General features: G+C 57.2%; 24 protein-coding genes and 5 tRNA genes. 19 read left to right on the forward strand and 10 right to left on the reverse strand.

All coding sequences use genetic code 11. The features are described from left to right. Positions 1 to 303 precede the first annotated feature (303 nt). Positions 304 to 999, forward strand: a complete 696-nt coding sequence (locus tag GSF27_RS00270; protein ID WP_160964563.1) for a 2OG-Fe(II) oxygenase — start codon at positions 304 to 306, stop codon at positions 997 to 999. 43 nt (positions 1,000 to 1,042) lie between these two features. Here the strand turns inward: GSF27_RS00270 and GSF27_RS00275 are convergent, their stop codons facing one another. Together GSF27_RS00275 and GSF27_RS00280 are read right to left on the reverse strand one after the other, a co-directional pair. Then, a complete protein-coding gene (locus GSF27_RS00275; protein ID WP_160964565.1) occupies positions 1,043 to 1,492 on the reverse strand; it encodes a hypothetical protein in 450 nt (149 codons plus the stop codon). Between the two features lie 38 nt (positions 1,493 to 1,530). Then, positions 1,531 to 2,748: a pyridoxal phosphate-dependent aminotransferase gene (locus GSF27_RS00280; protein ID WP_160964567.1), complete on the reverse strand. Its 1,218-nt coding sequence runs from the start codon at positions 2,746 to 2,748 to the stop codon at positions 1,531 to 1,533. Between the two features lie 179 nt (positions 2,749 to 2,927). On the opposite strand from GSF27_RS00280, the gene msrB reads away from it, so the two are divergent. From msrB to GSF27_RS00315, 7 genes are all read left to right on the forward strand, one after another. Then, complete coding sequence (gene msrB / locus GSF27_RS00285; RefSeq protein WP_237457321.1) at positions 2,928 to 3,335, forward strand: peptide-methionine (R)-S-oxide reductase MsrB; 408 nt, start codon at positions 2,928 to 2,930, stop codon at positions 3,333 to 3,335. A 2-nt stretch (positions 3,336 to 3,337) separates the two neighbouring features. Next, positions 3,338 to 4,012, forward strand: a complete 675-nt coding sequence (locus tag GSF27_RS00290) for a DNA-3-methyladenine glycosylase I (RefSeq protein WP_160967371.1) — start codon at positions 3,338 to 3,340, stop codon at positions 4,010 to 4,012. Positions 4,013 to 4,087: 75 nt separating this feature from the next. Next, on the forward strand, positions 4,088 to 5,179 hold the full coding sequence (locus GSF27_RS17770; RefSeq protein ID WP_160964571.1) for a DUF1499 domain-containing protein: 1,092 nt from the start codon (positions 4,088 to 4,090) through the stop codon (positions 5,177 to 5,179). A 149-nt stretch (positions 5,180 to 5,328) separates the two neighbouring features. Next, positions 5,329 to 5,404: transfer RNA gene (locus tag GSF27_RS00300), tRNA-Glu, on the forward strand. A gap of 5 nt (positions 5,405 to 5,409) precedes the next feature. After that, positions 5,410 to 5,485, forward strand: a tRNA-Gly gene (locus GSF27_RS00305). 111 nt (positions 5,486 to 5,596) lie between these two features. Next, positions 5,597 to 5,672 (forward strand) — tRNA-Glu (locus GSF27_RS00310). 5 nt (positions 5,673 to 5,677) lie between these two features. Then, positions 5,678 to 5,753 (forward strand) — tRNA-Gly (locus tag GSF27_RS00315). A gap of 154 nt (positions 5,754 to 5,907) precedes the next feature. Here GSF27_RS00315 and GSF27_RS17710 read toward each other — a convergent pair. Further along, on the reverse strand, positions 5,908 to 6,297 hold the full coding sequence (locus GSF27_RS17710; protein WP_202410214.1) for a PA2817 family protein: 390 nt from the start codon (positions 6,295 to 6,297) through the stop codon (positions 5,908 to 5,910). Between the two features lie 118 nt (positions 6,298 to 6,415). On the opposite strand from GSF27_RS17710, the gene GSF27_RS00325 reads away from it, so the two are divergent. Genes GSF27_RS00325 through queF form a run of 3 tightly spaced genes read left to right on the forward strand, consistent with a single transcriptional unit; the run spans position 6,416 to position 8,980 of the window. Next, positions 6,416 to 7,342: an ABC transporter ATP-binding protein gene (locus tag GSF27_RS00325; RefSeq protein ID WP_160964573.1), complete on the forward strand. Its 927-nt coding sequence runs from the start codon at positions 6,416 to 6,418 to the stop codon at positions 7,340 to 7,342. Beyond that, positions 7,339 to 8,112: an ABC transporter permease gene (locus GSF27_RS00330; RefSeq protein ID WP_160964575.1), complete on the forward strand. Its 774-nt coding sequence runs from the start codon at positions 7,339 to 7,341 to the stop codon at positions 8,110 to 8,112. Before GSF27_RS00325 ends, GSF27_RS00330 begins: the two co-directional genes overlap by 4 nt. A gap of 37 nt (positions 8,113 to 8,149) precedes the next feature. After that, positions 8,150 to 8,980 carry an NADPH-dependent 7-cyano-7-deazaguanine reductase QueF gene (queF, locus tag GSF27_RS00335; RefSeq protein WP_160964577.1) on the forward strand — a complete coding sequence of 277 codons (831 nt, stop codon included), beginning with the start codon at positions 8,150 to 8,152 and terminating at the stop codon, positions 8,978 to 8,980. A 103-nt stretch (positions 8,981 to 9,083) separates the two neighbouring features. Here the strand turns inward: queF and GSF27_RS00340 are convergent, their stop codons facing one another. Continuing rightward, the gene (locus GSF27_RS00340; RefSeq protein WP_160964579.1) at positions 9,084 to 10,460 is read right to left on the reverse strand and encodes an adenylate/guanylate cyclase domain-containing protein; all 1,377 of its coding nucleotides are present in this window, start codon (positions 10,458 to 10,460) and stop codon (positions 9,084 to 9,086) included. A gap of 372 nt (positions 10,461 to 10,832) precedes the next feature. Between GSF27_RS00340 and GSF27_RS00345 the strand changes: the two genes are divergently transcribed. From GSF27_RS00345 to GSF27_RS00375, 7 genes are all read left to right on the forward strand, one after another. Then, positions 10,833 to 11,396, forward strand: coding sequence for a nitroreductase family protein (locus GSF27_RS00345; protein WP_160964581.1), 564 nt, complete (start codon positions 10,833 to 10,835; stop codon positions 11,394 to 11,396). Between the two features lie 93 nt (positions 11,397 to 11,489). Continuing rightward, a tRNA-Ser gene (locus tag GSF27_RS00350) sits at positions 11,490 to 11,577 on the forward strand. Positions 11,578 to 12,205: 628 nt separating this feature from the next. After that, entirely contained in the window at positions 12,206 to 12,745 is a 540-nt protein-coding gene (locus GSF27_RS00355; protein WP_370462541.1) for a metal-dependent hydrolase, read from the forward strand. Between the two features lie 13 nt (positions 12,746 to 12,758). Next, positions 12,759 to 13,094, forward strand: a complete 336-nt coding sequence (locus GSF27_RS00360; protein WP_160964583.1) for a hypothetical protein — start codon at positions 12,759 to 12,761, stop codon at positions 13,092 to 13,094. 172 nt (positions 13,095 to 13,266) lie between these two features. Further along, a complete protein-coding gene (locus tag GSF27_RS00365; RefSeq protein ID WP_160964585.1) occupies positions 13,267 to 13,659 on the forward strand; it encodes a VOC family protein in 393 nt (130 codons plus the stop codon). 196 nt (positions 13,660 to 13,855) lie between these two features. After that, positions 13,856 to 14,608, forward strand: a complete 753-nt coding sequence (locus GSF27_RS00370) for a class I SAM-dependent methyltransferase (protein ID WP_160964587.1) — start codon at positions 13,856 to 13,858, stop codon at positions 14,606 to 14,608. A 95-nt stretch (positions 14,609 to 14,703) separates the two neighbouring features. Then, positions 14,704 to 15,765, forward strand: coding sequence for a Solitary outer membrane autotransporter beta-barrel domain (locus tag GSF27_RS00375; protein ID WP_237457371.1), 1,062 nt, complete (start codon positions 14,704 to 14,706; stop codon positions 15,763 to 15,765). Positions 15,766 to 15,914: 149 nt separating this feature from the next. Here the strand turns inward: GSF27_RS00375 and GSF27_RS00380 are convergent, their stop codons facing one another. The 6 genes from GSF27_RS00380 to GSF27_RS00405 form a co-directional block, all read right to left on the reverse strand. Then, the gene (locus GSF27_RS00380) at positions 15,915 to 17,459 is read right to left on the reverse strand and encodes a sulfotransferase (RefSeq protein ID WP_160964591.1); all 1,545 of its coding nucleotides are present in this window, start codon (positions 17,457 to 17,459) and stop codon (positions 15,915 to 15,917) included. 468 nt (positions 17,460 to 17,927) lie between these two features. Then, a complete protein-coding gene (locus tag GSF27_RS00385) occupies positions 17,928 to 19,028 on the reverse strand; it encodes a P1 family peptidase (RefSeq protein ID WP_160964593.1) in 1,101 nt (366 codons plus the stop codon). Positions 19,029 to 19,040: 12 nt separating this feature from the next. Next, on the reverse strand, positions 19,041 to 19,868 hold the full coding sequence (locus GSF27_RS00390) for an ABC transporter permease (protein ID WP_160964595.1): 828 nt from the start codon (positions 19,866 to 19,868) through the stop codon (positions 19,041 to 19,043). 13 nt (positions 19,869 to 19,881) lie between these two features. Continuing rightward, positions 19,882 to 20,769, reverse strand: coding sequence for an ABC transporter permease (locus GSF27_RS00395; protein ID WP_160964597.1), 888 nt, complete (start codon positions 20,767 to 20,769; stop codon positions 19,882 to 19,884). Continuing rightward, entirely contained in the window at positions 20,766 to 21,890 is a 1,125-nt protein-coding gene (locus GSF27_RS00400; protein WP_160964599.1) for an ABC transporter ATP-binding protein, read from the reverse strand. Before GSF27_RS00400 ends, GSF27_RS00395 begins: the two co-directional genes overlap by 4 nt. 79 nt (positions 21,891 to 21,969) lie before the next feature. Beyond that, on the reverse strand, positions 21,970 to 23,040 hold the full coding sequence (locus GSF27_RS00405; protein WP_202410215.1) for a spermidine/putrescine ABC transporter substrate-binding protein: 1,071 nt from the start codon (positions 23,038 to 23,040) through the stop codon (positions 21,970 to 21,972). Positions 23,041 to 23,293: 253 nt separating this feature from the next. On the opposite strand from GSF27_RS00405, the gene GSF27_RS00410 reads away from it, so the two are divergent. Beyond that, positions 23,294 to 24,163 carry a MurR/RpiR family transcriptional regulator gene (locus GSF27_RS00410; RefSeq protein WP_160964601.1) on the forward strand — a complete coding sequence of 290 codons (870 nt, stop codon included), beginning with the start codon at positions 23,294 to 23,296 and terminating at the stop codon, positions 24,161 to 24,163. Positions 24,164 to 24,209 lie beyond the last annotated feature (46 nt).

Here is a 24,209-nt window from a genome sequence, read left to right on the forward strand (position 1 = left end):
CCTATTTTAGGGGGGCTGCAGCGGCGTCACAAGCGGGATTTCCGGATAGGCGGATTTTCGGTCAAATACGGGCGAGTCCTGTGCCCTGGTCAGGTGATGAAGAGAGTGGAACGCTTGCCCCGGAGGTGTGTCTGAGGCATGGCTTTGAGGTGCTGCTCCAGGACATCGCTCCGGTGTATCGGGGCATTGTGCAGGGCTGCAAAAGCGGTCAGTATTTATCATCATAACGAGGCGGTCAGTGTCGCCGCGCGCTCCGGCTATGGGCGCGCCGGTAACTCATTTCATCATTCAGGGAGAGTAGGTATGGAAGAGCTGGTAGTCGAACCACGGGTCAACGTTGCACAGCTGCAGCAAGCGGATACCACCATCCGCTCAGAGCCTTTTCCTTTCCTGGTGGCCCATAACCTGGTGTCAGAGGATCAGAAGCCGGAGCTTGTCAGGGACTTTCCCGCCATGAAAGGCGCTGGTTACCTGCCCTATGAGGAGGCGCTGTGCGGCCCCAGCATTCAAGGCGTCATCGAGGAGCTGGTTGCTCCGGAGTTTGCCGATCAGCTGGGCAGTGCCCTGGGTATCGAGCGGCTCTCGCAATTTCCCACCTATGTCTCCATCTCGAAAACCCTGAACAAGCGTCACGGCCGCATTCATACCGACGGTAAGTCCAAGGTGGCCACCATGCTGCTGTACCTGAATGAGGAGTGGCCCGACCGGACCTCCGGTTGCCTGCGATTCCTCAACCAGCTGGACGATATTAACGATACCGTGGTGCCTGAGATCGTGCCCGACTACGGCACGCTGGTGGCGTTCAAGCGGGCGGAGAACTCCTTCCACGGCCACCTGCCGTTTGAGGGGGAACGACGGGCCATCCAGATTGCCTGGCTGGTGAGTGCGGAAGACAAGTTGCGTAAATCCAAACGCGGCAAGCTCTCTCACCGGTTGAAGGCGCTGCTGGGCAAGCTGGACAGCAAGTGGCGTCGACGCGCCGAGGATAAAGGGGAATAAACAGAGGGGAATAACAGGGCTGGCGCCGGCCGGCCCTGTGCGGTTAGTGCTGGTGGGACTGCAACAGCATCTGCTGCATCACCTGTCCAATCTCCACCGAAGAACCTGACTTCAGCGCTTCGCGTAATTGGTGGATATTGGTCTGCTGGGCGGCAATAACCGACTCCGGCAGGTCGCTGTCACCGAGGTAACCTTCCGGCAAGTGGTTGGCGCGGGCGGAAAGCAGGGTGAAGCCCTTGTGAGTCAGTACCACCTCGTCCAGCCCTTCCTGCCGCAGGGTCTCTGCGTAGCGAATATAGCCTGACTCGGCCAGCCAGATGGCCGTTCCGAAACAGGCCTGGTGGCGCACGCTGTGCAGGCCGTATTCATCCGGGGTGTCCGCCCCGGAGATGTCCTCCACCAGCAGCAGCGTCTTGCGCGGAAAAGCGCGGTAGAGCTGTGCCAGGATCTTGCCGGCGTCCTTATAAAAATCGTCGATGTGAAGATCGCTCACGAAACGGCTTCCGATGCTGCGGTGTGAATGTCGTCGCGCTACTGGCTGTAGCGCTCCATGAAATGACCCAGGCGGGTGAGGGCTTTCTCCAGGTCATCGGCCCGCGGCAGGAACACGATACGGAAGTGATCCGGGGTCGCCCAGTTAAAGGAAGTCCCCTCCACCAGCAGGATCTTCTCCTGGATCAGGAAGTCCTGCACAAACTGCCGGTCGTTGTGGATCTTGTGCATGTTCAGGTCGATGCGCGGGAACAGGTAGAGGCCACCCTTGGGCTTGACGCAGCTGATGCCGGGGATGTCATTCACCAGTTTCCAGGCGATATCGCGCTGCTCTTTCAGGCGGCCGCCAGGCAGGATCAGCTCATTGATACTCTGGTAGCCCCCCAGTGCGGTCTGGATGGCGTACATGGCCGGCACGTTGGCACACAGGCGCATGGAGGAGAGCATCTCCAGTCCTTCGATGTAGCTGCGGGCACGGTGCTTGGCTCCGCTGATGACCATCCAGCCTGAGCGGAAGCCCGCCAGACGGTATGCCTTGGAGAGACCGTTAAAGCTCACGCACAGCACATCTTCCTGGGCGACACGGCCCATGGGTACAAAGGTGGCATCGTCGTAAAGGATCTTGCTGTAGATCTCATCGGCGAAAATAATCAGGTTATGGGCGCGGGCCAGTTCGACGATCTGCTCCAGCACCTGCTGGCTGTACACCGCACCGGTGGGGTTGTTGGGGTTGATAACCACAATGCCCTTGGTGTTGGGGGTGATTTTGGCCGCGATGTCGTCGATGTCCGGGAACCAATCCGACTGCTCGTCACAGACGTAATGCACCGGCTTGCCGCCGGCCAGGTTCACAGCCGCGGTCCACAGGGGGTAGTCGGGGGAGGGGATCAGCACCTCGTCGCCGTTATTAAGCAGCGCCTGCATGGACATCACGATCAGCTCGCTGGCGCCGTTGCCAAGGAAAATGTCGTTGATTTCAACACCGGGTACCCGCAGCTGCTGACACTCCTGCATAATGGCTTTGCGCGCCGCGAACAGGCCGTGTGATTCGCAGTAGCCTTGCGCGCCGCGCAGGTTGGCAATCACGTCCTGGATGATCTCGTCAGGGGCATCGAAACCGAACGGGGCAGGGTTGCCAATGTTCAGTTTCAGGATGCGGTGACCTTCCTCTTCCAGGCGGTTGGCGTGTTCCAGAACCGGACCGCGGATGTCGTAACAGACATCGTCCAGTTTGTGGGATTTATAAAAGCGCTGCATTTGCATTACCATCGTATGAGTATGAGACAGGGCTCGGGTGGCCGGGGTCGACGGTTATAGCTTATATGACGTCGGCGACCTTCAGACCGCGGCTTGATCCACTTGTTGCATGCCCGCGGCAACAAGCTGGAAAGTTCTTTCTCCGTGATTCAAACCAGCGCGGGATTATGGCAGATCGTATGACAAAAAACGACGACCTCAGGGATGACGAACGCTGGCGCGGGGCGCTGACAGCGGAACAGTTTCACGTTTGCCGGGAGAAGGGCACCGAGCGTGCCTTCACCGGTGAATACTGGCAGACCACCACCCCCGGTGAGTACCTGTGCCGCTGCTGCGGCGAGGCGTTGTTCGCCTCCGCCACCAAGTTTGATGCGGGCTGCGGCTGGCCCAGCTTCTATGAGCCCCTGCAGGCGGAAAAGATCGACGAGGAACGGGACACCAGTTACGGCATGATCCGCACCGAGGTGATGTGCAGCAACTGTGGCTGCCACCTGGGTCACGTGTTCCCCGATGGCCCGGCACCCACCGGGCTGCGCTACTGCATCAACTCGGCCTCCATCAAGCTCAAGCCGGAGGCGGGTGAGTGAGCCTGCGCCCCTTTGACAGCTTCTACGCCACGGCGGTGCTGCATAAAGGGGGCGAGGCCCAGGTGGAAGCACAACTGCCCAAGCCCCTCTCCAGCAAGAAGCTGGCGGCCATCACTGATGACCGTTACCTTTCAACCCTGAGCCTGCGTATTTTCCGTGCGGGTCTCAAGCACTCCATGGTGGACGCCAAGTGGCCGGCTTTTGAAGAGGTTTTCTTCGGTTTTGATCCGGTGCGGGTGGCCATGTTCAGCGACGAGGAGCTGGAGGGGCTGATGCAGGACAAGCGCATCATCCGCCATTTCGGCAAGATCAGGGCAGTGCGGGCCAATGCCGTGTGGATGCTGGAAGTGGCGGGCCGCGAGGGCTCCTTCGGGCGCTGGATAGCCGATTGGCCAACGGAGGATGTCGTTGGCCTGTGGGCGCAGCTGAAAAAGCACGGCAGCCAGCTGGGTGGCCAGTCCGGAGCCCGTTTCCTGCGCATGATGGGCAAGGACACTTTTTTACTTACCGACGATGTCGTGAATGTGCTCAAGGCTGAAGGCGTCGTGGACAAGATGCCCACCAGCCAGAAAGCATTACAGACGGTGCAACAGGCCTTTAATAGCTGGCAGGAGCAGTCCGGCCGCAGCCTGTCGGAGATCAGCCGGGTGCTATCCTATACCGTTAATGTGAGCTGAGCTGAGCTGGCGGGGCTCGAACAGGGATTCTATAAAACCAACAAGAACAGTCAGAAGGCAGGAGGCCGGACAGGTATGACCCGAATAATGATGATCCTGCAGTTGCTGCTGGTGGTAGCCCTGGTGTTGACCATGGCGGGCCACAAGTGGCACTGGTGGGGTTTTGGTGTGCTGTCGACCGCTATGGCAGCGGAGCTGGTGGCCATTCTGCTGCTGGGGCTGACGTCATTGGGGTTGTTGCTCTGGATCGGTTATCGCAAGTTGCGCCGCCTGATCAGGCAGGGCCCCAGGCGCACAAGTGCGACCCAGGGTAGTGATCACGGCAGGGGCAGGGGGCGTCGCCGCCGGCGCAGCTCCCTGCCCGCCAACCCGACCCGGGTGCCGCAACTGGCGGTGATTGTGGGGGTGACCGTGTTGCTGATAGTGGTGGGGCTCTCCATGGTGGGGTCGGGGCTCGATAAACCGCTTATCCATGACGTGACCACCGACATTGAGGATGTGCCCCAGTATCGCGCCGCGTTGGTGGCCCGCTCGATCAGGGAAAACAGCCTGGAGTACGAAGGCGCAAAGATTGCCCGGTTGCAGGTCAGCCACTACCCGGATGTGGTACCACTGGTCACCACAGTGGATGTCAGCACTACCTATGCCACCGTTGAGGCGTTGGTGGCAGAAAGGGGGTGGGAGGTGCTGCGCAGCGATCCCGCCGCAGGCGAGCTGGAAGCGGTGGTGGAAACCGAGCTTATGGGGTTTCGTGACGATGTCATTATCCGGGTCAGGCCCGAGGTGATGGCTGAGGCTCCCGATAGGGCTGAAGCTCCCGATATGGCTGAGGCTCCCGGTATGGCTGAGGTTCCCGGTATGGCTGAAGCTCCCAATGAAGCTGCCGGTGAAGCTGCCGGTGAAGACAGCGCGGCTATTGCCGGGGCGGAAGCAGAGGTGGTCGCAGAAGCGGGTGCAGAAACCGTCGAGGATGCCGACGCGATTAAAATGGCCCCGCCGGAACCCCGTGCTGCAACTGGCAGCCGGGTGGATATGCGCTCGGTTTCACGGGTGGGCAATGGCGACCTGGGAGCCAATGCCGCACGCATCGAGGCGTTTATGGCGGACCTCTCCGCTGCGCTGGAGCCGCAACTGGTCTCGCGGCAGGAGGTGCCAGGGGGAGGTTGACGGGCCTCTCGTTGCGCCCCCCTGTGGGGCCGTAAGTCATTGTTGTGGAATACTAAAAAAAGTCTATTTGCTTGTTGACAGGTGTGCCGGTGCTACTTAGAATGCGCCCCACTTCTGACGGCCAAGTTACTTGGTGCAGGAGGTCCGGGGTCCCCTTCGTCTAGAGGCCTAGGACACCGCCCTTTCACGGCGGTAACAGGGGTTCGACTCCCCTAGGGGACGCCATTTTTGCGGGTATAGCTCAGCTGGTAGAGCGCGACCTTGCCAAGGTCGAGGTCACGAGTTCGAACCTCGTTACCCGCTCCAAATTACTTAAAGCCGTAGCTTTTTTGCTGCGGCTTTTCTTTCCTAGGAAAGAAAGTTGTATGATTCTCCCATGAGCCGTGATTGTTCATGAGAGGGGATCACCAAGTTTCTGTCCCCTTCGTCTAGAGGCCTAGGACACCGCCCTTTCACGGCGGTAACAGGGGTTCGACTCCCCTAGGGGACGCCATTTTTGCGGGTATAGCTCAGCTGGTAGAGCGCGACCTTGCCAAGGTCGAGGTCACGAGTTCGAACCTCGTTACCCGCTCCAATTTGAAGACCTGGTAGTTTCGGCTGCCGGGTCTTTTTGTTTTTCGCGAACACAAGCCCGAATTTGTTCTGTCTGCCCTGAGCTGATTTCCGCCGGGGTGTATGGCGGCTATTCTCTGTAGTCAGCCCTGCCTGAACAGGGCTGGTCGCGGTGCCTAGTGCAGGCCCAGAATCGCAGCGCGCTCCTTCTCGTAATCAAATTCGGTGTTATCATCCCCGGCCGCAAACCGGCGTTCGTCCAGCTGCTGGAAGCGCTCGATCTCGTCATCCGGCATGTAGTGCAGGCACTCGCCGCCAAACAGCCAGAACAGGTCGCGGGGCAGCTGGGGTGTCAGGGCCGGGTAGGCGGAGACGATACGGGTGATGGCCCATTGACCGCTGCTGCGGAACTCTTCGGACTGTGACTCGCTCTGAGCCAGCGTGGCCAGGGTGTCGATCAGGGCCTGGTCGTCCTCGCTGCGGTGCTCCTCCGGCAGTTGCTGGCTGGCAGCATCCAGCAGGCCCTGCAGCAGTAGCTGCTGAAATTGAAAAAATGTTTTGCTCATGAGATCCCCTGCACGACGGTGGTGGGTGTGACGTTGCTGGCGGCATGGTAACGCAAACACCGCGGCGGGTGGATCCGGAAATGTACAGTTGGCCGTTAAGGCCGGGAAAGATACGACTATGACGTTGGCACTCTCGATAAAACAGCTGAAAAAAGTCTATGACAACGGCTTCGAAGCACTTAAGGGTATCGACCTGGAGGTGAAGGAAGGTGATTTCTTTGCCTTGCTGGGTCCCAATGGCGCCGGTAAGTCCACCACCATTGGCATCCTCTGCTCGCTGGTCACCAAGTCCTCCGGCTCGGTGAGCATCTTTGGCTGCGATATCGACTCCCAATTCAGCGAAGCCAAGAAGCTGCTGGGCATTGTGCCGCAGGAGTTCAATTTTTCACCCTTCGAAGCGGTGGAGAAGATTGTGGTCAACCAGGCGGGCTACTACGGTTTGCCCAAGGCGCTGGCCACAGAGCGCACCGAGAAGTACCTGAAAAAGCTGGGACTGTGGGACAAGCGTTCCACCCCGGCACGTATGCTCTCCGGCGGTATGAAGCGCCGCCTGATGATCGCCCGTGCGCTGGTGCACGAGCCGAAGCTGCTGATTCTTGATGAGCCCACCGCCGGTGTGGATATTGAGCTGCGTCGCTCCATGTGGGAGATCCTCAAGGAGATGAACGCCCAGGGCACCACCATTATCCTCACTACTCACTACCTGGAAGAGGCCGAGAGCCTCTGCCGCCACATCGCGATCATTGATCATGGTCGTATTGTGGAGAACACCAGCATCAAGGCGCTGCTGAAGACCCTCAACAAAGAGGTGTTTGTGCTGGACCTGCGGGAGACTCTGGCCAATGTGCCTGAAGTTCCCGGCTACCGGTTGCGCCTGGTGGATGAGCACACCCTGGAGGTGGAAGTGGAGAAGGGCAGGTCCCTGAATGAGGTGTTCGCCGGGCTCAGCCAGCAGGGCGTGCATGTGGTGAGCATGAGAAACAAGGCCAATCGCCTGGAAGAGCTGTTTGTATCGCGTATCAATGCGCAGGAGGAGTCAGCATGAACCCAAGGGAACAGTGGATTTCATTCCTCACCATCCTGCGTCGGGAGATACACCGGTTTATGCGCATTTGGGTGCAGACCCTGGTGCCACCGGTGATCACCATGGCGCTCTACTTTATTATCTTCGGCAGCCTGATTGGCTCACGTATTGGCACCATGTCCGGTTTCAGCTACATGGAGTTTGTAGTGCCCGGGCTGATCATGATGGCGGTGCTGACCAACTCCTACTCCAACGTGGTCTCCTCCTTCTACAGCGCCAAGTTCCAGCACAGTGTTGAAGAGCTGCTGGTATCGCCCACGCCCAACTACATTATCCTGCTGGGCTATGTGCTGGGCGGCGTGGCCCGGGGCCTGGCGGTGGGTTTTATCGTCACCATGATCTCCATGCTGTTTACCCGCCTGCAGGTGCATCACATCGGTGTGACAGTGGCTATCGTGATCATGACCTCGGTACTGTTTTCGCTGATGGGTTTCGTCAATGCGGTGTACGCCAACTCGTTTGACGATATCTCCATTGTGCCCACGTTTGTGCTGACGCCATTGACCTATCTGGGGGGCGTTTTCTATTCCATCTCCATGCTGCCGGAGTTCTGGCAGGGAGTGTCGCAGCTGAACCCGATTCTCTACATGGTTAACGCCTTCCGCTACGGCATCCTGGGTGTGTCCGACATCCATATCGGCAATGCCTTTGCCGGTGTGGGGGTTTTTATCGTGGTGCTGTTCGCCTATTGCCTGCACCTGCTGCGCACCGGTAAGCGGCTGCGGGCTTGATGGCAATTTTTAATGTTTGAATGTACGGGTGAGTGAGATGAGTTCATCGGACCAGGATGCCAAGTCCCTGCTGCTGGGACAGCATACCGAGTACCCCTCGCAGTATGCGCCGCAGCTGCTGTTCCCCATTGCGCGGGAAGAGTCCCGGCGGGTGTTGGGTATTGATGCCGCAGCGCTGCCGTTCCGTGGCGTGGATGTGTGGACCGGCTATGAGGTCTCCTGGCTCAACCCCAAAGGCAAGCCGCAGGTGGCGGTGGTGGAGTTTGCCTTCCCGGCGGACAGCCCGTACATGGTGGAGTCCAAGTCGTTCAAGCTCTACCTCAACTCCCTCAACCAGGCCCGGCTGGCGGATACGGATGAGTTGTTGGCAACACTGATGGCTGACCTCGGTGCCGCAGCTGGTGCTGCCGTGCAGGCGCGCCTGCTGGGCATTGCCGACGCCGCCGTGGCGGAGTGCCCCGGCCTCTGCCTGGATGATGAAGACGTGACTATTGAGGCCTATGAGCCGCAGCCTCAATTGCTGTCACTGGTGGCCGGGGAGGCGTTGGTTACCGAGACCCTCTACAGTGAACTTCTGAAAACCAACTGCCCGGTCACCGGCCAGCCGGATTGGGCCACGATCAGCGTCAGTTACAGCGGGCCCCGTATCGATCGCGCGGCGCTGCTCAGCTACATCATCTCCTTCCGCAATCACCAGGATTTTCACGAGCACTGTGTGGAGCGGATGTTTACCGACATCCTGCAGCGCTGCCGGCCACAGAGCCTGACGGTGTTTGCGCGCTATACCCGTCGTGGCGGCTTGGATATCAATCCCTGTCGTACTACTGAGGCTGAGTGGCCGCAGATGCCACGCCTGTTGCGTCAGTAGTCGGGGTTTTAGGGCAGGGGAGAGCGCCTGCAGGGATGAGCGTGCGGAGTTTCGGTAGCAGGCGCTTGTTAAGAAGGTTTCGCTCGTGGGGCGAGCGCTGGGTTCAGCGCTTTTCCTTGAGGGCGCTCACTGCCTGGTGCAGCGCGGCAATGGCGCGGTCGCGGTCGTAGTTGCGTACTTTATCCAGGTCCAGGTGCATGGAGAAGCCTTCGAGGCTGTGCTCAAAGTAGCTCTGGTTCTTGCCCATATCCTTACGCAGTCCCACTACCGAGTAGACCTTGATGGGGTGACTGAAACCCTTCACGCTGATCTCGCCCTTGTCGCGGAACATAATGGTGTCGCGGCACAGGGACCAGGTTTCGTGGGAAACCAGGATCTCTTCCGGTGCGGCTGCAGACTCCAGGCGGCTGGCCAGATTCACGTGGGTACCCAGTGCCGTGTAGTCGAGGTGGTGGGTGGTACCGAAGGTACCCAGGGTGCAGTAGCCGGTGTTGATGCCCATGCGGATCTGCATGAGGCGCTTGATGCCTTGGCTGAGCCACATCTGCTGCAGCACTTTCATACGCTTGCGCATGGCGATGGCCATGGCCACGCAGCGGATGGAGTCGTGCTTGATGCCCTTACTGCCATGGTCACCAAAGATCACCATGATCCCGTCGCCCATAAACTTGTCGATGGTGCCGCCGAACTGCTCGACGATCTTGGACATCTCTTTCAGGTAGGTGTTGAGGATCTCGGTCAGGGTCTCGGCCTCCAGCTCCTCGGAGAGCTGGCTGAAGTCCTTGATGTCAGAGAAGAAGATGGTCAGTCTCTTGCGCTCGGTCTGCAGACTGCTGTCGCGGTTCTCGCTGATGGCCGCCCAAACCTGTGGGCTGATGTAGCGGGAGAGGCGGTGGGTGCGCACCTTCAGCAGGCTCTTTTCGTCTTCCATCGTCTGCAGCTGGCTTTTCAGCGAGCGAATCTGGCTGAAGGTAAATATGGCCGAAGCGCAGAAGTAGGTGGAGATACCAATCAGGCTGGCGAGGCTGACGTTCAGCTGGGTGGTAAAGGCCCAGGCTGGCTGGTGGATCAGCAGCCCCAGCAATATGCCCCCTATCAACGAAAACGAGTGTTCCGCCCACTGCCTTCCACCGCCATGCAGCAAGGCGTTGAACTGGATCATGGTGACAAACAGGATGGTGGGCAGCAGGCTGAAGTTGCACAGCGCCAGCACCAGGCCGATCAATGCCGCATCGGTGCAGCCCAGCAGGCGGGTGACTATTTCGTGTCGGCTGGCTTTGGCCCAGCCAATCATCATGTGGGCAAAGGGGATATAAATAAGACAGAGAGCAATGGCGCCTGTCAGCAGGGGGTTGAGGTCGTTCAGCGTCAGCTGTGACGCCAGCGTGCCCGCTGCCGCAAAACAGATCAGGGCTCTGAAAAAGTGCTGTGCTCTGAGAGCGTCAAATTGTCCTGCCGGGGTGTCCGTCATACGTTGCATGTCCTGTTCTTGATGCAGGACTAATACCTTCTGTTGGTCAGGAGTGATTGGGCGCAAGAGAGGTGGCATACCACGGGCGCAGCGGATCTACCTGTCTCATGATTTCGATCCCACGATTCCGTTCCCGCCTCGTCCCTTTGGCCCGGAAACCGGAATACTGCCTGCCTATTGCCGCCAGACGCGCATGATAGTAGGGGTTTTACCCGGTTTTGTCTAACGCTACAGGCCCGTTTTGAGGCCCGCCGCAGGCCATGGGCAGGGACGGGTGCTGTCATCAGGTTTATCCATCGTAACCCCGATGACGGGCGCCTGCTACTGGAGCCCGGCAGGGGCGATGGTTACAATGTCGCCTCTTCAGGCTGGAGTGACCCCATGGATGCAATTGAAGCCCTTACCAACCGAGTCTCCTGTGGCAAATTAACCGGCCCTGCGCCGGATTCGCAGCAGCGAGACAGCCTCTACCGCGCAGCCCTGCGTGCGGCGGACCACGGCAACCTGCAGCCATGGCGATTCCTGGAGGTGGAGGGGCAGGGGCTCGACGCATTGGGCGCCCTGTACGAAGCTGCAGCCCTGCAAGACAACCCCGGGTTGCCCGACGCCCAGCGTGAACGCTACCGCGCCATGCCCGGTCGTGCCCCGCTGGTGCTGGTGGCCATCGTCCGCTACAGCGACCACCCCAAAGTCCCGCGCTGGGAGCAGCTGGTCGCCACCGGCGCCGCTGTACAAAATATCGTCAATGCCTCTTTCGCCCTCGGCATAGGCGCCTACTGGCGCACTGGCGCCCTGACCGACCACGCTGTAGTGCGCGCAGGCCTCGGCATCCAGGAAAACGAGTCCATCATTGGCTTTGTCTACCTTGGTACCTGCGATGCCCCCATGAAGCCCGTGCCGGCAGCGCCCACGGCGGAATTTTTTCAGGCGTGGCCAGCGAAATAGCATTGTCTTTCCCGAAGGGTTTGTGTAAAGTACCGCCTCCCTCGAAAGAGGGCATCGCTAACCTCCCGATAGATAAGGAGTTTTAGCGAATCCGGAGAGGTGTCCGAGTGGTCGAAGGAGCACGCCTGGAAAGTGTGTATACGGCAACGTATCGGGGGTTCGAATCCCCCCCTCTCCGCCACACGCAATAAAAAAGGGCCTACCCCACAAGGGTAGGCCCTTTTTTATTGCCCGCGCAGCGGCGGGGGGATTTAACAAATTCCCCGGTTCGACCGATTGCACAGCAATCGGGACTTCGCGCAGCGAACCCGCAGGGCAGAAATAGCCCCCAGGCTATTTCTGGTCCATCCCCCCCGTTGTCCAATTCACTCCAGCGCCAATTGCATGGGTAGGCCCTTTTTATTGCCCGCGCATCGGCGGGCGGATTTAACAAATACCCCCGGTTCGACCGATTGCACAGCAATCGGGACTTCGCGCAGCGAACCCGCAGGGCAGAAATAGCCCCCAGGCTATTTCTGGTCCATCCCCCCCGTTGTCCAATTCACTCCAGCGCCAATTGCATGGGTAGGCCCTTTTTATTGCCCGCGCATCGGCGGGCGGATTTAACAAATACCCCCGGTTCGACCGATTGCACAGCAATCGGGACTTCGCGCAGCGAACCCGCAGGGCAGAAATAGCCCCCAGGCTATTTCTGGTCCATCCCCCCCGTTGTCTCTCACTCCGATCCCCGATTCCGGCCCAAGCCCCTTTATCCAGGCTGGAAAGTTGTTTTACTCTGGCCTGCCAAATTTCGTCAAAAAGGAAAGAGTGTGCCATTTACTCCACTGCACATGGGCCCGGGAATAGCGATTAAGGCTGTGCTACAAGGTAGCTTCAGCCTCATGGTATTTGGGTGGGCGCAAATCGTCATGGATATCCAGCCCCTGATGATGATGATAACCGGTGAGGGCCACTTACACGGTTTTAGTCATACATATGTCGGGGCAACCTTGTTGGCGCTGTTCTCGGCACTTACTGGTAAGTATCTTTCAGAAATGGGCCTGTTTATGCTGGGGCTAAACAGGCAATGGCAGGTGAAGATTGCCTGGTGGGTTACTTTTGTATCGGCATTCATCGGTACATACACACATGTCCTCCTTGATAGTGTAATGCACTATGATGTTGAGCCATTTTATCCTTTTTCAACAATCAACCAATTTCAGGGCTTAATATCTATCGAATCATTACACAAGATGTGTATTTCCGGCGGAGCTGTTGGTGGCGTGTTGTATTTCGCCGTTCAGGCTACGCAAGCAGTTAAAAAGTCCAGGCAGCAGGCGCCGGCGACCGGAAAGCGCTATAGCGCATAAACCGGGGTCACTTTTGCAAGAATCATTAATTTGGAAAGATATGAATATAAAAATTTCGGGATTACTGCCGGTGCAGCTGTTTGTTGGCGGGCTGCTTTGGGCTGGAACCATTAGCGCCTCGCCAACCGATAACGAATTTATCCCCTGCAAAAAGCTCGCAGTACGTACACTGGACTTCTGCCTGAATCAAAACGGCAGCGAATGCTGGGAGAAGTCGAAAGCAGACCATGACTCCTGCAGCAAGGATGTCATTTACGGCCATAGCCGGGATGCCAGAAAATATGAGGAAGAAAAGCGCCAGGCAGAGAAGGAAGCAAGAAAGGAGCTGGAAGCCCGGCAAAAGAACTAATCGGCCGCGGTCGTGACACAGGATTGGGTAGCGGTAATTCGTCAGGCCTATCCGTTCCTTTGTAGCTCAGTTCAGCGCCACAGGCCGGATAGCGAATTATGGCTATACCGGTTTGGCTACTGTTATTGAGAGCATAAGCAGTTAATCGTTAATGGACTAAAAGGAAGTTCTAATGGAAGAGATCACAGGAATTAATCATATCGGGCTAAGAGTCTATAGTCTGGATGTATCCCGGGAATTCTACGAGAAGCTGGGGTTCAGGTTTATTGCCGGACCGATGGGGCCGGAACCCGTTGCGGTCATGGAGCACCCCTCGGGAGTCAATATTAACTTTATTCTGAATGCAAACGCCGCCGAGCGCACGAATCTGCTAATGGATATTCCGGAAAAGTATCCGGGGTATACCCATGTTGCACTTGAAGTCACCGACTTGTCCGCCGTCAGGTGTCATTTAGAGAAGATGAGTATACCGCTTACCGGAGGCCCCATTGTCCTTGATAGTGGGGCATCTTTTATTTTTGCCCGGGATCCGGACGGCAACGTGATTGAATTTCATCAGCCTTAGGGGAAGCTTCCGGAGCTGGTTTAATGCGACGCCTGGGCCTGTGTTTATGATTGAATGCGACGAATAGACCGCAGGTTCAGTCTTGCGAGACACCGGATGCCCGCAGGTCTTTTATGCCTGATGGAGAACAGAAAACCGGCGCGGACTAACGGGGAAATATTGGTCGCAGAAGGGAGCAGGCTGCCCGGAGCAAGTTATGGACGACTTCTATAATCAATTGTCACCTTTCTATCACCTGATCTACCCGGACTGGGATGCCAGTGTCGAACTACAGGGGCGCCAGCTTTCCGAGTTTATCAGCAGCAGGGTCGAGGGCGAGGCAACGTCTATACTGGACGTAGCTTGTGGTATTGGTACACAAAGCCTGGGTTTGGCAGCTCTCGGCTATGCAGTTACTGCTTCCGATTTGTCGCCGGGTGCTGTGGACAGGGGGCGTCGGGAGGCGGCTCTCCGTGGATTGGATATCGCATTTTCCGTCTGTGATATGAGGCAGATTGGGAGTCATCACAGAAGCGGATTTGACGTGGTGCTCTGTGCGGACAATTCGATGCCGCACCTGCTGTCAGACGACGCCATACTGGAGGCCCTGCGGGCCATGCATTCCCGTTTGCGTGACGGGGGCTACTGTATTGTAACTCAGCGTGATTATGCCAAAGAGCCTCGCGGACAAGGCATAGTGAAGCCCTACGGGGTGCGTGAGAGCGGCGATACACGTTACCTGATCTGGCAGGTTTGGGATTTCGAAGGCGATCACTACACGGTTTCCATGTACTTCGTCGAAGATGATATGACGGGAACCTCAGCCCGTACACGGGTTATGCGTTCGAGGTACTACGCGATAACCACTGATACAATGTTGCGGCTTATGAGCGAGGCGGGTTTTCAAGCTGTTGAACGCCTGGATAATGTCTATTTTCAGCCAGTGCTAATCGGCGTAAAGGCGAGATGAACGGTGTGGGGGTATCTGTTCTTGTGTGCTGTGTGCTGTGTGTTGCTTGCGCGGCAGTGTCTGGGTGCGGGAATTGTATAAGGAGAATGCAAAAAATGATTTTTCATGGCGGAGGAGAGCCTGCAGGCAGGAGGGTTTCTCGGTGTCGGGATTCCTCTACGCAGGGACTTTGCCCACTGCGCCTCGGTGGCGGACTAGTACTGGCTTTATTCGCCGCACATGCATTTTCCCTTACCCCCCTGGAGCGGAACGTACAGGACAGTTTGTCCGCCAGTTTTGCCACGGCGTCCCTGTTGGCGGATTCGGATGTTATCAAGTTTGGTATCTGGGATTTTAATCCCAACGATATCCTTGATTCAGAGGACGAGGGCTTTGGCTCCGATGAGTCAACAGAACTGAGGCAATCGTTACGGCAACTGAGCTTTCCTTTTCGCTGGCAGCTGTCCCCGGAAGGTGAATCCGGGAAATTCGCGGTGTTGGCGAAGATGGCCTATCTGGATGTGGAGCGGGAAGAGCAAATTTTCCCCTCTCAGTCGGGAAAGGAGGACCGCATCTACCAGCAGGTCACCTCGCTGGGGCTGGGGCTTGGATACCAGAAGCCGCTGGACGCACACTGGGGCATATCCCTGAAGGGCTACGCGACCTGGATGCACTATCGCAATGAGCTGGACTTTAACACCCCGGAGTCACGGCTGTTCGAGCCTTTTCTGGAAGATGTGATTGCCAATATCGATATTGACCTGGTGATGTTTGAGCCTATCGCGGGTTTACATTACGGCTGGCGAAAACGCGCCACCGAGTACCGCTTGTTTACAGACTATCACTACATAAAAGGCGAGCCCATCGAGGTCGACAATCCCGCTCATCACCTTCGTCCCGAGGCCTGGTACTGGTCCAACGGCTTCAGGGTGAAGCGGAATCTGGCGGGTAGCTGGGAAGGGCACAGCCTATGGTTTCGTCTGTCGCGCATCGATATGGGCGGGGATTTAACGGGGCAGCTCGGGGCCAACCACTACTATGAGGCCGGAGTGGCCTGGTTAATTGACGCCCCGGAATCCTGGAGTATGGTCAGTAATCTTGGGGTAGGTATCAACCTGAACTATGGCAGTGACTTGCGTGGCGGGACATTAATTTTTCTGTACAACTTCGATGGATAGGGGCGCGTGCGCGGCGTGAATGGCTGACTTGCCAGAATGGTACAGAGAGCTTTTTGGGGGGGCTCTGCAATGTCCGGTGACGGCTTTAGCTCGGGCCCTGCAGGACTTCAGTTTCCCATCCCGCGTTAGAGCGGGATAGGGTCATCGCTTTAATCCACTGTCAAACCATGCTCTTCGAGCCGCGTTTTAATGGATTGCAGCTGCGGCATGAAATTTTTCCAATAACCGGAAGCGCCTTTATAGATAGGCTGTCTTATCTGTATGCTGCTGGTTGTCAGTACTGGTCTGTCATTTTTATGAAAATCCAGGCAGGCATCTTCCCAGTCAAGTCCCACTGCATCCACTATGCGTCTTACTTCACTCTCAAAATTATGTACCAGGTCGTCATAGCTAACCTGCACAATATTATTGGACACATGCTTCTTCCAATAATCCATCAGGTTATGGTAGGCCAGATAATAATCAGTAAGATCATTGAGGTCGTAGGTGAACTTCAGGCCATCCTGGAAGTGTTGCTTATAGCAAGCAAAAATATTATCCAGGGGGTTGCGCCGGCAATCAATGATAATGGCATCAGGCAAAGCCTTGTGAATCACACCGATAGCTTTGTAGTTGATCATCATTTTGTCGGTAAAAAAACCATTGGCTTCTCGATGAAGTTCGCTTGTTAAAGCCATATAGCGCTTTCCAAGCCATTCCCAGTCTTTAATGTCCAGATCGGAAAACCACTCCAGAGAGTCCTCCTGAGGTCTTTTCTGTTGCCGTAATTCGGATGTCGCTGCAGACAGTTCAATCAGTTCGTCACCTGCCGTGACGCAGCTGTGACTGGATAGAATCTGCTCTATTAATGTCGTGCCCGAACGGGGCAGACCACAAATAAATATAGGCTTTGCGGGAAAAGATAAGGAGCTCACACCTTTCAACATGTTGGGCGTGAATATTTTCTTTATCGCTTCATGCTCATCTATTTCTCTATTGTGGTCGTAATTAATACAGGATTTCTTTAGTGGAGCCCCAATATTTAAGTAATCTATGCAGGCTTTGTACTCATGCCTGTGCTCCGACGCTCTCGCCAGGGAATAATATAGTAAGGCCCTGTCGCTATCGGGTTTCCTGGTGGAGTTTGCGAAGATTTCCATCCTTGCAATTTCTTCGCTTGTAATATCTTTATAAAGATCCGCCCTGTTCCAATAGGGCTGTACATAATTGGCATCCAGTTTCACACACTTGTTGAAGGCTTCCAGTGCCTTTTCAAGGTCGCCAGACTCTTTGTATGCCACGCCGAGATTATTCAATATCCTGGCATTATCAGGTTCGATCTTTAATGCTTTCCGGATCGCATCCAGTGCTTTTTGGTGCTGCTGTTTTCTTCTGTAGACAAAGCTCAAATGCAAATAGGCGGGGGTGAATTTCTTGCAGTGTTCCAGGCAGCGGGTTGCAATATCTTCCAGTTCAGGGTACTTGCCAAGCTCATGATAAATCATAAAAAGGGGAAGGTAGGCCTCCTCCAATCCTGGCTTTTCATCCAGCAACTGCCGACACAGGAATTCCACGGCGCCGAAATGTTTGGCATTTTTGGCGGTCTGTATTTGCTCAAGTACAGCACCAATGGTCATGCTCTTTATTGGGCCCGTCGGGTTGATGCGGATGTTCACCGTTTTTGAGAGCTTTTTATTGGGCTTCTTCTTACTCATTGTCTGGTCTTGGCTCTTGTATAATTTGGCCGTTGTTGAACTTGCCAAACAGGAATTCGTATAAATTCAGTGCTCGTATTGTATGGATTAATCCGGGTTATTAAAAGCCGACGCAGGCTCAGGCGGGCCGGTTTGCCCGGGTCAAATTCCGGGCGGGGGAGTTGCTCATCATTGATGAGGCGGGATTTTACAGTAGCGCCAGAAAGGTCACCGCTCGTAATGTCGGCAGTGCCCGGAAGCGATACAAGGATAGGTATGGCTTTCGGTGTACAAAATATCTCTGTAATGAAGACCTGCACCGCCCCTCCGTGGGCGGCTGTTATTTGTCATCGTATCAGCGGTTCTGGCATAGCTTCCACAAAGAGCCATTGGAACCGGTATCCATTGACCTGGCGGAATGCTCCTGCGTCTCTGCCGACCTTCACCGCGTAAACTGGCCCAGGTCCTGCGAGCTTCTGCCAGCGTCGGTTATAGTTCAACGCGGGCTCGGCACACCAGTTCGGCGAGCTTCTCTGCATCCACCGCCTTGCAAATCTGTCCCGCAGGCTGCTTGAAGGTCGGGGTATCCTCTGCCGCCACCATGGCATTGATGATGGACTCATCCACCGCATCCACCGCCGCCAGGTAAAACGCATCAAACACTTCGTCGTTCAGGTACTCCATGCTGCATTTTGGCCCTGACAGCTGTGGCAGGGGCTTTTCGTTGGCGGTGCTGAAGGCGAGAAAGATATCGCCGGAGTTGTTGCCGCCGGGGGAGCCGTTGCGGCCAATACCGATGGCGGCGCGCTTGGCCATACGCTTGAGTTGGTGGGGCAGCATGGGGGCGTCGGTGGCTAGTACCACAATGATGGAACCCTGCTCCTTGGTGTGCACCCGCTCTTCACCCTCGGCTTCCAGCAGCTTGCCCACGGGCACGCCACAGACGGTAAACCAGGGGCGGATACCGTGGTTGGCCTGTACCAGGGCAGCCACGGTGTAGGTTTCGCCATCCACCTCCACCAGCCGCGATGAGGTGCCGGTACCGCCTTTGTATTCGTAGGCGATCATGCCGGTGCCACCGCCCACATTGCCTTCGGCAATGGCGCCACCGGCTGCGCTCTCCAGTGCCGCCAGGGCATCGGCCTCGGTAACGTGCTGGGCGTTAATGTCGTTGAGTACGCCGTCGTAAGTTTCGGCCACTACTGGCATGGCCCACAGGTGGTTGTCGCGCCAGTAATCGCGGTAGTGGTTGATCATCCACTTGGTGGCGGCGTGATGGACAATGCCCACGTTGTGGCTGTTGGTGATCAGCAGCGGGCCGGTGAAGTAGCCGCCGTCCTGGATCCAGTGGGTGCCGGTCATTTCGCCATTGCCGTTAAGGGCATAGGTGCCGGCCCAGACGGGCTGGGGCTCCGCCTTCTTGCCCCGCGGCAGAATGGCGGTGACGCCGGTGCGCGCGGGGGAGTGGGGGTCGTCCTTGATCAGCGTGGTGTAGCCCACTTCCACACCGGCTACATCGGTGATGGCGTTGTGGGGGCCGGTCGTACCGGTAAAGGGCAAGCCGAAATCGCGGGCGCGTTTGTGTGTCATTGGGTGTAAACCTTAACTGTCAGTCTTGCGGGATCTGAAGTAGATACCGGCGGAAGCTATGAGGACGGATACCACCAGCATCATGGTGGCAATGGCGTTGATCTCCGGTTTCACGCCGCGGCGGATCATGCTCATGATGAACACCGGCAGGGTGGTGGAGTTGACGCCACTGATGAAATAGGTGATCACCAGGTCGTCCATGGAGATGATGAAGCTCAGCAGCGCACCGCCAATCACGCCGGGCAGGATCAGCGGCAGGGTGACGCGGCGGAAGGTCTGCCACTCGCTGGCCCCAAGATCCGCGGAGGCGGATTCAATCAGCGGGTTCATACCGGCAAGGCGTGCACTGACTACCAGGAACACGTAGCTGGTGAGAAAGGTGCAGTGGCCGATAACAATAGAGGTAACCCCGAGGTTGACCCCCACGCCGACAAAGAAGATCAGCAGCGCAATGCCCAGCACGATGTCGGGCATCACCATGGGAATCATCAGCAAAACCCTGTAGAAGCCTTGTAGTTTGAAGCGGTAGCGGGCCAGGGCCACGGCCACACTGGTGCCCAGCACGGTGGAAATGACGGTGGCAAAGGCGGCCACGGTCAGACTTACCCGCAGCGCGGCCAGTAGCTGGTCGGTGGACTCCACATAGGCGCTGTCATCCTTGAGGCTGGTGGTGCCGCCAAACAGGTTGATGTACCAGTCGAAAGTGAAATCCTTCCAGATCATGACGTTGACCGGGTTGGAGTTGAACGAGTAGGCGATCAGCAGCAGTACCGGCGCGTAGAGGAAGATAAAAAACAGCGCGCCGTAGCCTGACAGCAGGTGATTGAAGACTTTTCGCATGGGTGTCAGAGCCTCACGAGTGCTGCGGGTTTTTCATGGCCCGGATCAGGTACACGGAAACCACCAGCAACATAAACACAATCATGACCATGGAGAGGGTGGCGCCGAAGGGCCAGTTGCGGGCAGCGAGGAATTGCTGCTCCACCAGGTTGCCGATCATTACCACCTTGGCGCCGCCCAGCATGGCGGGCACCACGAAGTTGCCCAGCGCCGGGATAAACACCAGGATGCAGCCGGAGACCACACCGGGCAGGGTCATGGGAAAGATCACCCGGCGGAAGGTGGTGAACGGCGTGGCGCCCAGATCCTGCGAGGCCTTGATCAGTTTCGGGTCCAGGTTCTCCACGCTGGAGTAGACCGGCAGGAACATGAACGGGATAAAGATGTACACCATACCGATGATCACCGCGGTGCCGGAGTACATCAGGTCCAGCGGCTCACTGATAATGCCCAGTGACATGAGGATCTGGTTGGCAAAGCCGGAGTCCCGCAGGATCAGAATCCAGGCGTACAGGCGGATGATCATGCTGGAGAAGAAGGGCAGCGCGATCAGGAAAATGCAGAAGGACTTCCAGCGCGACTGCATGCGGCTGATCCAGAAAGCCACCGGGTAACAGAAGGCCAGCGTCACCAGCACCGTCACCAGTGCCAGACCGGCAGAGCGCAACAGGATCTGCAGGTAGACGATATCAAACTCTTCGTAGAAGCCGTCGGCCCAGCCCAGTACCCGGCCGTAGTTCCAGTGGTAAAAGTTCCACTCTACACCGCCGTAAAGACCCGGCTCCAAAAAACTGTAGACCGCCATAATCAGCAGCGGGCCGAGAAAGAAAATACCCAGGAAAAGTGTCGCCGGGGAGAGTAGCAGTAACAGCTGCTTCTGTTGGCTGGTGAAAGACCTCATTGCGCAGTGCCCACTCCTGAGGCCCCGGGGATCACGTGCCATGCGGTCGGGTCGTACTCCAGCGTCAGTGCCTGTCCCGGCTTAAGGCCGGAGAGGGAGCTGCGAATCAGCGCTGACAGCGGTTGGCCGTTGGCCATGCGGCAGTGCAGCTGGTGATCACGGCCGATAAACACCGACTGTTCCAGCACGGCGCTGATGCCGTTGGTACCGTTCACCTGATCTGCCGGCTTCAGCTGGAAGTGCTCCGGGCGCAACAACAGTGAGACTTCATCGCCAGCGCGGAGGCTGTGGTTGCTACACACTACTTCGGTGCCGCCCACATTGACCCGGGCAAGCTGTCCACCGGATTCCACAACCGTGCCGGAAAAGATATTACTCTCACCGATAAACTCGGTGACGAAACGGCTGGCGGGGCGATGATAGACCTCATCCGGCGTGCCCAGCTGCTCCACCTTGCCCTGGTTCAGTACCACGATGCGATCGGACATGGTGAGCGCCTCCTCCTGGTCATGGGTGACAAACAGGAAGCAGATGCCCAGCTCGGCCTGCAGGTTCTTCAGTTCAATCTGCATTTTGCCGCGCAGGTTGCGATCCAGAGCTGACAGCGGTTCGTCCAGCAGCAGCATTTTGGGACGATTGATAATGGCGCGCGCCAGTGCCACCCGCTGCTGCTGACCGCCGGAGAGTTGCGATGGCTTGCGCTTTTCCACACCGCTCAGGCCCACCATCTCCAGTGCTTCGGCCACGCGCTGGTTGCGCTCCTTTTTGGCCACACCGGCCACATCCAGGCCGTAACCGACGTTGTCACCGATGTTCAGGTGCGGGAAGAGGGCGTAGGACTGGAATACGGTATTGACCGGGCGACGGTGGGGCGGGGACTCCAGCAGCGAGGCGCCGGCCAGTAAAATTTCCCCGCGATCGAGCCGCTCAAAGCCGGCGATGATGTTCAGCAGGGTGGTCTTGCCGCAGCCCGACGGGCCCAGCAAGGTAATGAATTCGTTCGATGCCACACTCAGGTCGATGCCATCCAGTGCGCGCACTGTGCCGCCTTCCGGCGTCACAAAGTGACGGTAGGCTTTTTTTATTTTCAGGAAGTCCGGAGAAGGCTGTTGAGCAGACATAACTAACCTCGAAAAAATGTGCGGGCCTCGGGGGCCCGCACGGGTGTTATCACGCGAATACGCGGCTGATCAGTAGAGATCAGGACGCGGTGCGGAACTTGGTCCAGATGCGATCGTAGAGTTTGGTGCCCTTGCCCAGCTCACGGAAGATTTGCAGCTTTTCCTTGGTCTCGGCGGAGGGGTTGATGCTGGGGTTGTCACGGATCTCGGCTGGCAGCAGTTCAATGGCGGCCTTGTTCATGGAGCCGTTGGTTTGCTGCACGGTATTCATGGCGGAGATTTCCGGCTTCATAAAGAATTCCAGGAACAGCTTGGCGTTGGCCTTGTTGGGGGCTGACTTGAGTACGCACATGTTCTCCTGATACATGGTGGCACCTTCTTCCGGAATCACATAGGCCAGGGTGTCCGGGTCTTCCATCACGTACATCATGGCGCCCACGTACCACTGTGCTGCGGCGATATCGCCGGACTGCACCATGGGGATGCTGTCGTAAGTGAAGGCGGAGACGTTGGGTTTCTGTTCCAGCAGGAATTTCTGCGCCGCTTTCAGCTCTTTGGGGTCTACCGAGTTGACGCTCTTGCCATCCAGCAGCAGGGCCAGGCCGATGTCCTCGCGCATGTCATCCAGCATGACGATCTTCTTGCCTTGCCCGGGCAGTGCAAAGAACTCTTTCCAGCTGTTCAGCTCTGGCACGGCCTTCTTGTTATAGACGATACCGACGGTGCCCCAGCCGTAGGGCAGGCAGTATTCGCCTTTGGGGTCGGACTCGGCAATCAGGTGAGCGGTGTCGATATTTTCAAAGCCGGCGGACTGGTTGATGTTGGTCTTTTCCAGCAGGTCCAGGGTGGCCATGATGTCCTGCATATGAACTGACGGGAACACGATGTCATAACCGGTGGCGCCCACCTGGAGCTTGGCCAGCATCTCTTCGTTGGAAGAGTAGGTGTCCAGGTTCACTTTAACGCCGGTCTCTGCGGTGAAGCGCTCCAGTACCTCGGGGTTGATATAGTCGCCCCAGTTGTACAGGTTGAGTACGCCCGCCGCTTGTGTCGCCATTGCCGCACCGGCACAGGACGCGCCCAGGCACGCCATGGCCAGGGTCTTTTTAATCCATTTGCTGCCTGCGGCAGCGGAATCTACAGCCTTCATGGGTCTCACCTCCAAGTATGGGTGTTGGTTAGTTATCTGGCATAAACTCTAGGGTGATTGATATATATCATTCAATAACAACATGTGTTATTTCTGTAACATATTCGGTAACCTTATAAAAATCATTCAGTTAGATATTTTTTGAGTAGCTGTAGGCTAATATTTGCTCCATTTGGTGCGCCAATATGATGCATTTTGATAGGGGTTGCACCGATATTGAGCGGCATGGAAATGGGTTGGGAGGGGCAGGACTTTGGAGAACACATTTTCCACCAGTGGTGACTACATTTCCGGGCGCACGGCCAAAAATATTCAGGCCCTGCTGCCCGGTCTGCCGTCGTCGGAGGCGCGGGTGGCGCAGTACATTCTGCTGAACCTGGAGCGCATCGCCTACGAGACCGGAGCGTCCATTGCCGAGAAGGCGTTGGTGAGCCCCATCACCGTCAGTCGCTTTCTCAAGCGGGCGGGTTACAAGGGGATTGTGGAGCTCAAGCAGGAGGTGATGCAGGATGAGACCCTGGCGCAGGACCGCGCCGGCTACCCGACCCTCACCGACGAGGGGTTAAAGAGCACCTTCAACAAGGACCTGCAGATCCTGGTGGATCTCTTCAGTCAGTTTCAGACCGACACCTGGCTGGGGCTGGTCAACTGTGTCACCGCCGCCAGTCAGGTGTACGTCTCCGGCTTCCAGACCGTGCGCGGCATCGCCGAGGATTTCACCCGCCGGCTGGCACTGGCGCGGCCGGAGGTGCGCTACCTGTCGGCCCACGAGAGCATGCTGGGGGAGTGGCTGGGGGACAATCACCCGTCCCAGGCGGGTTCCAAGGTACTGGTGCTGATTGATGTGGTGCCTTACGCCCAGGAGGGCAAGAAGCTCTGTGAGATAGCCGCCGCCAAGGGCATCAAGGTGGTGATCATCACGGATGAGTTCTGCTACTGGGCGCGGGAATTTACGCCCCATATTATTCACGCGAAATCGAAAACCGGTCTGTTTCTGGAGTCCACCTGGGGGTTGGTGCTGGCCACCAATATGCTCTGCGACCAGGTGGCCCGGCGCAACCCCGACAGCCGCCAGCGCAGCAAGGACTGGCTGGAGCTGGCCCAGTACCTGAACCTGTTCTGATCCTGACCGCGATAGCACCAGAAAGTCTTTGCCTGGCCGCCCGGTA

The organism is Pseudomaricurvus sp. HS19 (assembly GCF_009857815.1).
Taxonomy (GTDB): Bacteria; Pseudomonadota; Gammaproteobacteria; order Pseudomonadales; family Cellvibrionaceae; genus Pseudomaricurvus.

What these genes read in the sequence shown, in the direction of transcription:
- GSF27_RS00270 (WP_160964563.1), top strand. Translation starts at nt 304, where the DNA reads ATGGAAGAGCTGGTAGTCGAACCACGGGTCAACGTTGCACAGCTGCAG.
- GSF27_RS00280 (WP_160964567.1), bottom strand. Translation starts at nt 2,748, where the DNA reads ATGCAGCGCTTTTATAAATCCCACAAACTGGACGATGTCTGTTACGAC.
- msrB (WP_237457321.1), top strand. Translation starts at nt 2,928, where the DNA reads ATGACAAAAAACGACGACCTCAGGGATGACGAACGCTGGCGCGGGGCG.
- GSF27_RS17770 (WP_160964571.1), top strand. Translation starts at nt 4,088, where the DNA reads ATGACCCGAATAATGATGATCCTGCAGTTGCTGCTGGTGGTAGCCCTG.
- GSF27_RS17710 (WP_202410214.1), bottom strand. Translation starts at nt 6,297, where the DNA reads ATGAGCAAAACATTTTTTCAATTTCAGCAGCTACTGCTGCAGGGCCTG.
- GSF27_RS00325 (WP_160964573.1), top strand. Translation starts at nt 6,416, where the DNA reads ATGACGTTGGCACTCTCGATAAAACAGCTGAAAAAAGTCTATGACAAC.
- GSF27_RS00330 (WP_160964575.1), top strand. Translation starts at nt 7,339, where the DNA reads ATGAACCCAAGGGAACAGTGGATTTCATTCCTCACCATCCTGCGTCGG.
- queF (WP_160964577.1), top strand. Translation starts at nt 8,150, where the DNA reads ATGAGTTCATCGGACCAGGATGCCAAGTCCCTGCTGCTGGGACAGCAT.
- GSF27_RS00340 (WP_160964579.1), bottom strand. Translation starts at nt 10,460, where the DNA reads ATGCAACGTATGACGGACACCCCGGCAGGACAATTTGACGCTCTCAGA.
- GSF27_RS00345 (WP_160964581.1), top strand. Translation starts at nt 10,833, where the DNA reads ATGGATGCAATTGAAGCCCTTACCAACCGAGTCTCCTGTGGCAAATTA.
- GSF27_RS00365 (WP_160964585.1), top strand. Translation starts at nt 13,267, where the DNA reads ATGGAAGAGATCACAGGAATTAATCATATCGGGCTAAGAGTCTATAGT.
- GSF27_RS00370 (WP_160964587.1), top strand. Translation starts at nt 13,856, where the DNA reads ATGGACGACTTCTATAATCAATTGTCACCTTTCTATCACCTGATCTAC.
- GSF27_RS00375 (WP_237457371.1), top strand. Translation starts at nt 14,704, where the DNA reads ATGATTTTTCATGGCGGAGGAGAGCCTGCAGGCAGGAGGGTTTCTCGG.
- GSF27_RS00380 (WP_160964591.1), bottom strand. Translation starts at nt 17,459, where the DNA reads ATGAGTAAGAAGAAGCCCAATAAAAAGCTCTCAAAAACGGTGAACATC.
- GSF27_RS00385 (WP_160964593.1), bottom strand. Translation starts at nt 19,028, where the DNA reads ATGACACACAAACGCGCCCGCGATTTCGGCTTGCCCTTTACCGGTACG.
- GSF27_RS00390 (WP_160964595.1), bottom strand. Translation starts at nt 19,868, where the DNA reads ATGCGAAAAGTCTTCAATCACCTGCTGTCAGGCTACGGCGCGCTGTTT.
- GSF27_RS00395 (WP_160964597.1), bottom strand. Translation starts at nt 20,769, where the DNA reads ATGAGGTCTTTCACCAGCCAACAGAAGCAGCTGTTACTGCTACTCTCC.
- GSF27_RS00400 (WP_160964599.1), bottom strand. Translation starts at nt 21,890, where the DNA reads ATGTCTGCTCAACAGCCTTCTCCGGACTTCCTGAAAATAAAAAAAGCC.
- GSF27_RS00405 (WP_202410215.1), bottom strand. Translation starts at nt 23,040, where the DNA reads ATGAAGGCTGTAGATTCCGCTGCCGCAGGCAGCAAATGGATTAAAAAG.